The organism is Desulfobacter postgatei 2ac9 (assembly GCF_000233695.2).
GTDB classification, from domain to species: Bacteria; Desulfobacterota; Desulfobacteria; order Desulfobacterales; family Desulfobacteraceae; genus Desulfobacter; species Desulfobacter postgatei.
The window spans coordinates 3,521,601-3,533,170 of sequence record NZ_CM001488.1; the positions used below are offsets into that span (position 1 = coordinate 3,521,601).

Consider the following 11,570-nt stretch of genomic DNA (forward strand, 5'->3'; position numbering starts at 1 on the left):
ACACTTTTGTGTCCACAGCGAATCAATCTAACGCTTTCAGTATTCTGGGCCAGGATAAGCCAACCATCCAAAGATTCTTTACGTAAATTGCGCTTAACCAAGACATCAACACCTTCGCTATGTTTTTATTACTTCAAAATTATCCTGACTGTCATTTCCTGAATCAAGACGGATAAGAAGAGGTTCCTGGGTAATCTGCCTGGTTAATTTTAATATTCTTGAATGAATTCCGGGGTGTTTTTTGACAATGCTGGCTGCCTTCTCTAAGCTCTACATTGATTAAGTATCCTTCAGTTCCTAAATATCCGAACATTGGTGCATAGCCATCACAGCCTTTGTATGTCCTGGAAACTCCCTCTTTTCGTTTTTGAATTGTCAAAAGGGCTAACGTCCAGATCTAAGGGAATATAATTGCCGACACTCGTCTGAACCGGTGAAATGGCGGGTGCTTTGCCTCGAATCATTTCAACTGAAGCCTCCTTGATAAGTTCATTGGCAGATTCCCCGATCAGGTCAATGCGTTCACGCAATGTTGATTGAGAAGGACAATTGCTGATTCCCAGAGATTGTGTAAAGAAAAATGGATCCTGCCTGAAAATTTCAATAGCGATATAGTCTGGCTTACCAACACAAATAAGTCCCAACATGGACGAAAGGATCTCTCCATGAGAAATATTAGGATCAACACAATGTACATCCGGTAAATTTTTGAACCGCTGGGCAAAATTAATCGACTTAAGCAATGCACCTACAGGGAGCAATCCGCTTTGACTGACAAGGTTTTCATTTCCATGTTTTACATTGATAGTGGTCGGCATCGGTCTTCACCTCCGAAGTGAATGTTTTTTTAATGCCATTGTATTAATTTTATATTAAAATTTCAATATGTTATAATTAAAAAAGCAATCTTTATGCCGCTAACTCAGGTCAAACAATACGTTGGTCGATTAAAGACAAATAATATTCCGGTTGAAAAGGTGCTGTTATTCGGCTCATATATCAAAGGAACACCAGGGGAGGATATTTTGCCTATATTTAAGGCGGCTAAAAGGAACAATACATGAAAAAAAAAATAGCTTATATGAATTCTGGTTTTTTTGATACAGATATTACAGTTATAAAAGAGCTTCAAAAATATTATCAGGTAGATTGGTTTGTGGTGAATAATGAATTGCGGTATTCAAATGAATTTTTTAGAAATTATGTATGTGGTACAGATATTAAATTACACTTATATAAATATAAAAGGCTAAGGGATTTTAAGCTTATTTATATTTATTTAAAAATTGCTTTATTAATTCTTAAGAACAATATGGAGATTATTTTTACGGCTACATATGAACCATACTGGTGCTTCTGGGCTACTTTGTTAGTTAAGAGGAATCGTTTAGTTATGGGCGTTCATGATGTTTTGTTACATTCAGATTGGAAGATGCCAAGATTACTAAAATGGGGACGAGGATATTTGTTTTTTTGGCTTAAACACTTTGTTTTATATTCTCAAAGCCAAAAAAAAGAATTTGAAAATAAATATAAGAAAGATTGCCATTTAGTTTATATGAGTTCGAAAAATTTTGGTGTTCCAACTGTAGAAAGGCCACCAATTGAAAATAAAGTAAGACTTTTGTTTTGGGGGAATATTCAGCGATATAAGGGCGTCGATTTATTGATAGATTCAGTTGAAGAGTTGTATCATCAAGGTTATAAGAATTTTGAAGTTTCCATATATGGAAATTTTAGAACTAACCTATCTATAGATGAACATTATCCAGAACTATGTAAAGAAAAAATTAAAACAATATCACTGTATAATCTACAATTTAGGTATCTCTTAAATGAAGAGATACCTGATTTGTTGATGAGTCATCACTTTTTTATATTACCTTATAGAGATGCAACGCAATCTGGCCCTATGATGGCAGCAATTAATTACTCACTGCCTATTATAGCTCCGGATTTTGGTTGTTTCTCTGAAATACTTGAGCATGGAACAAATAGCATTTTGTACAATAGTAAAAAGGAAGATGGATTAACAAATAGTATTTTAAGAGCATTAGAGATGAATAGCAAAGAATATGGCCAGTTACTTAAAAAGTGCGATGAGCTTAAAACTATATTTTCCGAAGAAAATATAGGTATGAATTATAAAAAATGCTTTGATAAAATAATTTACGCAAATTCCGTGCATGAAGGTGATGTTAAAATGGATTGAGCTATGCTCACACAATTTGGTTGGATTCTACTCCTGTTTGTGTTGTCAGACTGCCAGTTCTGGAAAAGCCTATGTCGCGATAAAACCACAACCTTCCTTGAAATACAGTTCCATGCCCTCTTTCCAGGGGCTGTCGTACTCGTCTTGATTGTTGGCTGTCGTATTCATATGGCTATTTTAATCATAACCATAAAACAAGATTCAAAAATGATTGTGAAAGGCAGAGGGGCAAATCTTTTTTCTTGACAAAAAACTCCGATCCATGCAATAGGATCGCGAGAAAGAGGATTACGAACTGTTTCTTGAACAGTTGTCGGAATCGTTGGAGGTACACAATGAATCTCTCTTTGGGAATGTGTGCGCGATAAATCATTTCCATCTGTTACTGACAACCCCGGTGGAACGTGGAAAACTATATGCGTCATTTCAATAGTGGGTATCCCGGTGTTTTTAATCGTAAATTTATATGACATCAAACAAACCGCATCTAATTATCTTAAACAATATAAGACCGCATAATAACACTCAAAAAACAGCAATCCATAGACAATGAATAAACAAATTTTAAAGAATATTCGTGATAATCTTCCAGAGCCATTAAAATTAATTTCAGCGCCACTTTTCCGAAACAAGCTACTAAAAAATATTCAATATCTCAGATATGAAGAAATGTTGGAAGAGCGGGAGAATTTAAGCTTGGATGAAATTCAGGCCCATCAATTTAAAGAATTAAAAGCTATTCTAGTACACGCTTGCCAGAACGTCCCATTTTATAAAAAACTTTTCAATGATTCGAATTTCAACCCTTATGAAATTAAATATTGCGATGATATTGATGTGCTTCCTTTTCTTACAAAAAATATTATACGGCAAAATTTTGACAAACTGATTTCTGAAATAAAAATCCCTGGGGGATATTATATCGCCACTACGGGCGGATCAACAGGGGAACCCTTGAAGGTACTATTGGATTATGATTGTGTTTTTACGGAAAATGCCTTTGTTAATTATTTCAGGAAAAAACTCGGGTACCAGAAGAGAAACCGTCTGGTCACTTTTCGAGGTGTCGAATTTGGTGAAAGATTATGGAAATTTAACCCGATGCAGAACGAATACATTTTCTCACCATTCAAAATCTCGAAAAAGACTCTTCAAATATACCTGTCCAAAATCGAAAGGATAAAACCCGATTTCTTAAATGGTTATTTGTCTGCGTTGCATTACTTTGCAAAGCTTTTATCAAATAATAATCTCAAGATTATGAATCCAATTAAAGGCATTTTTCTTATCTCTGAAAATATTAATAAAACCCAGCGAGCTTTTTTAGAGGATTTTTTTCAGATAAAAACAAGTACATTCTATGGCCATAGTGAGCGGTGTATCATCGCAGAAGAAATACAACCCAATGAGTACAAGTTTGATCCCTATTACGGCTATACCGAACTTATTCAGAATAAAGACAGTTCTCTGGCTATTGTTGGCACAGGATTTCTGAACAAAACAATGCCATTGATACGTTACAAAACTGATGACATCTGCCGCAGGGTTGGCGACTTATTTACTATAGATGGTAGACGGAAATCTACAGAGGGGCTATACGGCGTTAATGGAGAATTTTTCAGCCATGCTGCCTTTAATTTTCACAGCGAAATTTTTAAGAATGTGACCAGCTACCAATTTGTACAACGACAAAAAGGAAAGGCTGATCTGCTGATAATAGTAAATAATGATTTTAAAACCCACGAGATTGATCTAATGAAAAAAGAGATCGACAAAAAAACCAAGGGGGTTATGGAATTCGATATTCGAATTGTTGAGAATTTAATTTTATCTCAAAGAGGAAAATTTAAAATGTTTGTCTCAAATCACATCGATAAATAATTATGAAACACCATATTTGTATTATCGACTGTATATCATCATCAGTTTCATATGACTGTCTGGATATTGAAAGCTACAGTGTTATCAGATTTACTCTTTCCTTTGGTAGAGTAACTATCTAATATCATAGATAATGGAGAATAAGAATGATCAGTTTGACAAAAACACTAAGAAAATATACACAAAAAAATAGAGCACATTTTTTCTTTTCATTAATAGAAAAAATGAACCGCCCTATAAATATAATAGATTTAGGTGGAACTGCAACCTTTTGGGCTAGTTGGGGCTTGTCAGAAACAGATCATATTCATGTCACTTTGATTAATAACCACCATGTGGATAAGACAAATATTGGCTATGATAATTCAATCCCTTATATTACTGAGATTATCAAGGATGTTAACGAATTAGCTGTTGAAGACTTTCAGGGATACGATCTGATTTTTTCCAATTCAATGATCGAACACTTGGATAGCAGGCAGAAACAAAGCAATCTCGCCCAGACAATTGAAAAATCTAAACGTCCATATTTCATACAAGTGCCAAATAAATATTTTATAATTGATCCGCATTTCCCTCACCCTTGTGTACCATTTTTTGCCTTATATCCAAAAAACCTGCAAGCAAGACTGCTAACTGTTTATCGATTTGGGAGTGGTTCAAAAAGTAACTCATTTGAAGAGGCTCAAAGAAGGTTGAAATTTTATAACCCTCTATCTTTGAAAGAGCTTAAAAAACTTTTCCCTTCTTCGGAAATAATAAAAAAAGAATCTCATTTGTTTTCCATCTCGCTGATTGCAATAAAAGGGGGTGTGTACCACCTTTTACATGGCAATAATCATTAAATACTCGACTATCAAGTTTTTTTTAATTCACTGAAATTATTAAAGATTCATGGTGGTTGGTGGCGAAATAAAAAGCAATGGCATGAATTTTAAAATTGAATAATATCAATTACTTGTGGTTTTCTAACTGGTTTTAGACTGCAAAAACAGTCATTTTTAAGTCCAGTGTTTACAAGGGTTGTGGAAAAAACTTGATAGTCGAGGATTAAAAAACAAAATTTGAAAAACCTTAAGATCCGGTATTGAAAAGAATAAAAAATAAAAAAACAGTATTAATGATAGGCACCCATCTTGAAACAAAAGGCGGTATATCATCCGTTGTTAATGTTTACAGAGCCACGACGCTTTTTGAAAAATGGAATGTCAAATATATTCCAACCAGTTGTGATGGATCTTTCCTTAAAAAATTTGGCACTGCTTTTCGCTCTTTTTTACTTTACACTACAGGCGGTCTGATTACCCGTGCAGATTTAGTCCATATACATATGGCTTCACGTTTTAGTTTTTGGCGCAAACTTTTTTTCATCCTGGTCGCATTTTCGATGAAAGTGCCCGTCATAATTCACCTGCATGGGGGTGAGTTCAATATTTTTTACGATCAAGAGTGTTCAGAATGGAAAAGAAGAATTATTCGTTACACATTTGAGCGGTCAAAAAATGTTATAACGCTTTCGACTTTTTGGTCTAATTGGGTGAGACTCCGGTTTCCAGCCGCGGATGTAAGAGTCGTTTTCAATCCGGTTCTATATGCCAAAAAATATATTGTTGATATTCGTCGCGTGGACACTATACTTTTCCTTGGCCGTATTGGACAAAAAAAAGGAGTTTTTGACTTAATTGATGCTATTTTACGTCTTGTGCCCCTCCACCCAAACCTTAAGCTGCTGCTGGGTGGGGATGGAGCGATAGAGGAGACAAAATCACGGGCACATAAAATTGAAGTTGGTCTTCATGTTGAAACGTTGGGCTGGATAGCTGGCGATATGAAAAACAAATTGCTCTCTCAATCAACTCTTTACGTACTCCCGTCTTATAATGAAGGCCTTCCCATGAGTATCCTGGAGGCAATGGCAGCAGGATTGCCAATTGTAAGCACAAAAGTTGGTGGGATACCGGAAGCAGTCACCGATGGAGTTGAAGGTTTTTTAATCGAGCCTGGAGATGTAGAAGCACTTGCAAAATGTATTGATGTATTATTATCAGACTTGGATTTACGACATCGAATGGGAGCAGCGGGTAGGAAAAAAATCCAAACCGTTTTTTCTGCTGATATTATCGTGCCGAAAATAGAAGCATTATATTCAGAGATTACTGGAAGATAACAAATCTGAAAATCTTTGGCATGATAAAAAATCCTTCCTGGTTTATAAATCGCCTTTCGAAAATGCTCTTACCGGAAATCCCCTGGCGAATCTTGGAAAAAGCAAAAAAAATTACAGACAAACGCAAGTCTTTCAAGTATCCTGAAAGGTCTACTTTGTTTGCAAAAACCATATATCTACTTTCAAAATATGCAGACGCAGAACAACTAAAAGAACAATTCCCTGATACGTTAGAAAAGCATTTTGCCTGGGCTAATGCAGCCCTTACGAATCGATTTGTTACCTTTGGTTTGGATGTGATCTTTGGAAAAAAGGTTGACTGGCATTTTGACCTGGCATCCCAGAAGAGTTGGCCCAGCAAATTCTGGGGAGATATAAATATCAGGGATAAGTCCAAGGGAGGGGTCAAGTTCGTATGGGAATTTAACCGGTTGTATTTTCTATTTTCCATGGGACTCTGTTATAAACTGACCCAGGAAAAAAAATACGCCAATCATATCGGTAAAACAATACGATCCTGGAATAAAGATAACCCCTACCCGATTGGTGTGAATTGGACTAGCGGGATTGAAGCGGGTGTGAGGCTGGCAAATCTGGTATGGTCATTGTCTTTTCTAGAAAATTACGATCTCCCAGAAAATGACCTCAAAGCGGTTAACATATTTGTCTGGTTTCATGCCAGTCATCTGCACAGATACCCATCAAAATATTCCTCGGCTAACAATCATCTCTTGGCTGAGGCTTTCGGCTTGTTTTTGGCCGGAGTTTATTTTCCTCACCTGCCCGGGGCAGCCAAATGGCTTGAGCATGGCAAAAGAATACTGGATGCAGAAGTGGGCCGTCAAATTCTTCCGGATGGTGGCAGTTTTGAATATTCCACCACCTATCTTTCATTTGTTTTTGATTTTTTTCTGCTCTACCGGCAGATGTGTATTTGCTGTGGTCTAAAATACGAGGCCTTGATTGATGAACGTCTTAAAAAATCTTGCGATTTTATAAATTCCATCATGGATGAAAAATATAACATACCCAACATCGGGGATCAGGATAGTGCAGTATTGGTTCATTTCGGCCTTTCAAACCTTGAAAATTTTATTTCAATATTAAACACGGGTTCTGTTCTATTTAACGAACCAGGGATGGCAAGGTCATCTACAGATCTAAAGACATGGCTTTTGACCGGTAAGGATAGTTCTTTTTCCAGAGATACCTCCCCAAAAAACGAACAGATAGCCCTGCACAAGCCCAGCGGTCTCTCTGTCATCCGCGACCATATTAATAGCAAAGAAGTTCTATTCATAGGGAATGGAACAAAAATGGGGATGGCCCCACTCTATGCCCACGGCCATCTGGATGCTTTATCTTTTACCCTGTCCGTGGCAGGGAAATCGATATTTATGGATACAGGGACTTATCTCTACCATAATAGTGGCAAATGGAGGGAATATTTCCGGTCCACAGCAGCGCACAACACCATCCGGCTCAATAAGACCGACTTATCAAAGCAAATCGGAGATTTCATGTTCGGCAAACCCTATGAAATTACGAAAAACACCCTCAAAAAAACAGACAGTCACATAACCTGGAATGCAAGCCACGACGCATATTTAAGAAAATCGCCCTTTACAGAAATTGGGCGTGAAGTTGTATGGCGTAAACAAGATCAAAAATTTACAATTACGGATAATGTTAATGCTAAAAGCCTGTCTCCCATTGAACTTTTTTTCCACTTTCATCCGGATTGCCTTGTTGAAAAAGAGAATGGAAGTGTCTTTATCACAAGGGGCAATATAAAAATCAGTCTTGAGCATGATCCACTGTTCAACGCTGATCTGTTTTTCGGGTCTGATGATCCCCTTTTTGGCTGGTATTCCCCTGAATTTAATAAAATCTCCCCTTGTTTCACCATTCGGCTTCAGGGTATATGTTCCAAAAATTTTAAATGCACGACCACTATTCATATTCATTCTTCAGAAGAACAATAATGTATTAAAGGATTTCAAATGAAAATCAGCATATTCGGGATGGGCTATGTCGGTGCGGTGTCCGCTGGTTGCCTAGCTGGCGAGGGGCATGAGATTATTGGCGTTGATTCGGTGCAGGCCAAGGTGGACCTGATCAATAAGGGGCTTACACCCATTATTGAAAAAGATATTGGAGAGCTGATTCAGGCCGCGGTAAAAGAAGGAAGGCTCCAGGCCACTACAGATGCGGCTGAAGCTGTTGCTGCAACTGATATTTCCTTTGTGTGTGTGGGTACACCTAGCCAGTTAAACGGCAATCTGGATCTTAAATATATTCGCCGGGTTTGTGAAAAAATAGGCTCTGCCTTGCAGGAGAAGAACGGCCACCATGTGGTGGTGATTCGCAGCACAATTCTTCCCGGAACCATGCGTAGCGTGGTCATTCCCACTTTGGAAACAGCTTCCGGCAAAAAGGCTGGTAAAGGGTTTGGGGTTTGCAACAATCCTGAATTCCTTAGGGAAGGAACAGCAGTCTATGATTTTCATAACCCTCCCAAGACAGTGATCGGGGAGATTGATGCCGCAAGTGGTGATATATTGGCAGAACTTTACCAAAAGATGGATGCCCCCATAATCCGCACTGATCTGGAGACAGCGGAAATGGTGAAATATGTGGACAATTGCTGGCATGCTTTAAAGGTTGGGTTTGCCAACGAGGTGGGCAACATCTGCAAGGCGGTCGGGACAGACGGCCACCGGGTCATGGACATTTTCTGTAAGGATACCAAACTCAATCTTTCACCCTATTATCTTAAACCGGGGTTTGCCTTTGGCGGCTCATGTCTGCCTAAAGATCTGAGAGCTTTGACATATAAGGGAAAAAGCCTTGATCTGGAGCTACCGATTTTGAACAGCATTATCCCCAGCAACCTGCTTCAGATCGAACGGGGCTTGAACATGATCCTGACGCGACCCGGCCGCAAAGTTGGTGTGCTGGGGTTCAGCTTTAAGGCTGGAACCGATGATCTTCGCGAAAGCCCCATGGTTGAAGTGATTGAGCGTTTGCTCGGCAAAGGCTATGACATCCGGATTTATGATAAAAATGTCAACCTGGCGCGCCTGGTGGGAGCCAACCGGGATTATATCCTTAACCTTATTCCCCACATTGCCAAAATGATGGTTCAATCCGTGGATGATATTCTGGCCCATGCCGATACTATCGTGATCGGCAATAATGATCCTGAATTTGAGGCTGCCATGGAGCGAATTTCAGGCAACCAGATCGTAATTGATTTAGTCAGGGTTGCTCAGAAACAAAGCCACGAAGGGGTCTATGATGGCATCTGTTGGTAACGGATTACTTGGTGTGCAAACAAAAGGAGATGTATGATATGATATTTGATAAAAAGACAGCGGCAATCTGCCACATCGTTTTGGGCCGTATTTCTTGCCCTTCAAAGACCTTGGTCGTCGGATGCGGGGGGGGGGGGAGGCAGCCACTATTAGCCGTGTATTCGGGACCAAGGTAATAGGAATAGATATGGAGTCTAATTTTTCGGCTGAGGCAGCACAAGAAGTTGAATTACAGGTTGCTGATGCTACTAAAATGCCGTTTTCCGACAGCTCATTTGACTTCGTATATTCATACCATGCTCTTGAACATATCCCAAACTTCAGAAAAGCTCTGCAGGAAATCAAGCGTGTGTTATCCTCTGGAGGACATTGGATGATCGGCGTTCCAAACCAATCCAGATTGTTAGGGTATATAGGTAGTAAAGGCGCTACTCTTACCCAAAAGATGATATGGAACTATACGGATTGGAAAATGAAATTTATGGGTCGTTTCACCAATGAAAATGGTGCGCATGCTGGCTTCGCAATTGAGCAATTATCAAAAGAGTTGTCGAACAACTTAGGTAGGCCTGTAGATATTAGCTTGGAATATTACAAAACAATATATCCTAATCACACAAGAAAATTGACCGTTGTTTCATTTACCGGATGCAGTAGATTCCTCTTCCCCTCAATTTATTATTATGGATCAGTAAATGGAGTATAAAAAAAAGTGCCGGGTTCTGATTATCATTGAAAACCTCCCTGCCCCATTTGATCGGCGGGTATGGCAGGAGGCCACGACTCTGAGGGACGCCGGATATACAGTTGCCATTGCCTGCCCTACCAGCAAAGGCTATGAATTGCGATATGAAGTGGTTGAACAAATTCCCATTTACCGCTACCGGTTGCCCACAGAAGGCCACGGGGCCATGGGATATCTGGCAGAGTATTCTGCCGCACTTTTCTGGCAGTTTGTTATCTGCTGGCGGGTTTTGTTATTCGGTCCCGGATTTGATATCATTCATGCCTGCAATCCGCCGGATAATATCTTTTTGATCGGTGGTTTTTTCAAATTATTTTTTGGTAAAAAATTCCTCTTTGATCATCACGACATCAACCCTGAGTTGTATGAAGCCAAATTCGGCCGTAAGGATTTTTTTTACCGGGTTATGCTGGCCTGGGAACGATGGACATTCAAGACTGCTGACATTTCCATTGCTACGAACGAATCCTATAAAAAAATAGCCATTGAACGGGGGAACATGTCTCCGGAAAAAATTTTTGTAGTCCGGAGTGGGCCGAAACTGGATCGTTTGCGGATTATTCCGCCGATGCCAGCTTTGAAAAAGGGACGTCAATATATGGTCGGCTATGTAGGGGTCATGGGGGCGCAGGAAGGGATTGACTATTTGCTTAAGGCTGCCCGGCATATTGTAAGGGGGATGGGTAGGGATGACATTCACTTCGGCCTTGTGGGAGGAGGTACCGATCTGGAGCGGTTGAAGCATATGGCAGATGAACTGGGGGTGGCAGAGTATGTGACATTCACCGGCCGGGTTTCAGACCAGGACTTGCTGGAAATGCTGAACACTGCTGATGTATGTGTGAATCCGGATGTGGCGAATGAAATGAATGACAAATCCACCATGAATAAAATCATGGAATATATGGCACTGGGCAAACCCATTGTTCAGTTTGATCTTACCGAAGGAAAATTTTCAGCCCGGGAAGCTTCATTGTATGCCCGGCAGAATGACGCGGTTGATCTGGCAGAAAAAATTGTTTTTTTGCTGGATGATCCAAAAGCCCGAAAGCAGATGGGAGAATATGGCCGCAATCGGGTAATCAACGAACTGGAATGGAGATATGAGGCCCCGAAACTTCTTGCAGCTTATAGAGCTTTGGAATGAAAATTGGAAATCAGTGAAACGTTGGGTCATGCCTGGCTTATCGGCGTTTTAATGGGGTGAAGTATGTTGAACATGCAACCGGTATCATACATGAAATATTT

The 11,570-nt window shown here is 39.4% G+C and carries 9 protein-coding genes; 8 read left to right on the plus strand and 1 reads right to left on the minus strand.

Translation table 11 applies throughout. From position 1 onward, the window contains the following. Window positions 1-326: 326 nt before the first annotated feature. Window positions 327-818: a hypothetical protein gene (locus DESPODRAFT_RS21285; RefSeq protein WP_004074966.1), complete on the minus strand. Its 492-nt coding sequence runs from the start codon at window positions 816-818 to the stop codon at window positions 327-329. 242 nt (window positions 819-1,060) lie between these two features. Between DESPODRAFT_RS21285 and DESPODRAFT_RS16320 the strand changes: the two genes are divergently transcribed. From DESPODRAFT_RS16320 to DESPODRAFT_RS16360, 8 genes are all read left to right on the plus strand, one after another. Then, on the plus strand, window positions 1,061-2,212 hold the full coding sequence (locus tag DESPODRAFT_RS16320; protein WP_004074969.1) for a glycosyltransferase family 4 protein: 1,152 nt from the start codon (window positions 1,061-1,063) through the stop codon (window positions 2,210-2,212). A 549-nt stretch (window positions 2,213-2,761) separates the two neighbouring features. Continuing rightward, on the plus strand, window positions 2,762-4,093 hold the full coding sequence (locus DESPODRAFT_RS16330) for a phenylacetate--CoA ligase family protein (protein ID WP_004074972.1): 1,332 nt from the start codon (window positions 2,762-2,764) through the stop codon (window positions 4,091-4,093). 146 nt (window positions 4,094-4,239) lie between these two features. After that, window positions 4,240-4,938: a class I SAM-dependent methyltransferase gene (locus DESPODRAFT_RS16335; RefSeq protein ID WP_004074974.1), complete on the plus strand. Its 699-nt coding sequence runs from the start codon at window positions 4,240-4,242 to the stop codon at window positions 4,936-4,938. Between the two features lie 242 nt (window positions 4,939-5,180). Then, window positions 5,181-6,260 (plus strand): glycosyltransferase family 4 protein, encoded by a 1,080-nt coding sequence (locus DESPODRAFT_RS16340; protein ID WP_157488513.1) that lies wholly within the window; start codon window positions 5,181-5,183, stop codon window positions 6,258-6,260. Window positions 6,261-6,352: 92 nt separating this feature from the next. Continuing rightward, a complete protein-coding gene (locus DESPODRAFT_RS16345; RefSeq protein WP_245531947.1) occupies window positions 6,353-8,245 on the plus strand; it encodes an alginate lyase family protein in 1,893 nt (630 codons plus the stop codon). An 18-nt stretch (window positions 8,246-8,263) separates the two neighbouring features. Further along, window positions 8,264-9,577, plus strand: coding sequence for a nucleotide sugar dehydrogenase (locus DESPODRAFT_RS16350; RefSeq protein ID WP_004074980.1), 1,314 nt, complete (start codon window positions 8,264-8,266; stop codon window positions 9,575-9,577). A gap of 121 nt (window positions 9,578-9,698) precedes the next feature. Beyond that, window positions 9,699-10,283, plus strand: coding sequence for a class I SAM-dependent methyltransferase (locus tag DESPODRAFT_RS16355; RefSeq protein WP_040016051.1), 585 nt, complete (start codon window positions 9,699-9,701; stop codon window positions 10,281-10,283). Continuing rightward, window positions 10,273-11,469 carry a glycosyltransferase family 4 protein gene (locus DESPODRAFT_RS16360; RefSeq protein WP_004074982.1) on the plus strand — a complete coding sequence of 399 codons (1,197 nt, stop codon included), beginning with the start codon at window positions 10,273-10,275 and terminating at the stop codon, window positions 11,467-11,469. The genes DESPODRAFT_RS16355 and DESPODRAFT_RS16360 overlap by 11 nt, the downstream gene beginning before the upstream one ends. The last annotated feature ends 101 nt before the right edge of the window (window positions 11,470-11,570 follow it).

Coding starts and splice junctions, on each gene's coding strand:
- DESPODRAFT_RS21285 (WP_004074966.1), bottom strand. CDS start 818: ATGCCGACCACTATCAATGTAAAACATGGAAATGAAAACCTTGTCAGT.
- DESPODRAFT_RS16320 (WP_004074969.1), top strand. CDS start 1,061: ATGAAAAAAAAAATAGCTTATATGAATTCTGGTTTTTTTGATACAGAT.
- DESPODRAFT_RS16355 (WP_040016051.1), top strand. CDS start 9,699: ATGCGGGGGGGGGGGGAGGCAGCCACTATTAGCCGTGTATTCGGGACC.
- DESPODRAFT_RS16350 (WP_004074980.1), top strand. CDS start 8,264: ATGAAAATCAGCATATTCGGGATGGGCTATGTCGGTGCGGTGTCCGCT.
- DESPODRAFT_RS16360 (WP_004074982.1), top strand. CDS start 10,273: ATGGAGTATAAAAAAAAGTGCCGGGTTCTGATTATCATTGAAAACCTC.
- DESPODRAFT_RS16335 (WP_004074974.1), top strand. CDS start 4,240: ATGATCAGTTTGACAAAAACACTAAGAAAATATACACAAAAAAATAGA.
- DESPODRAFT_RS16330 (WP_004074972.1), top strand. CDS start 2,762: ATGAATAAACAAATTTTAAAGAATATTCGTGATAATCTTCCAGAGCCA.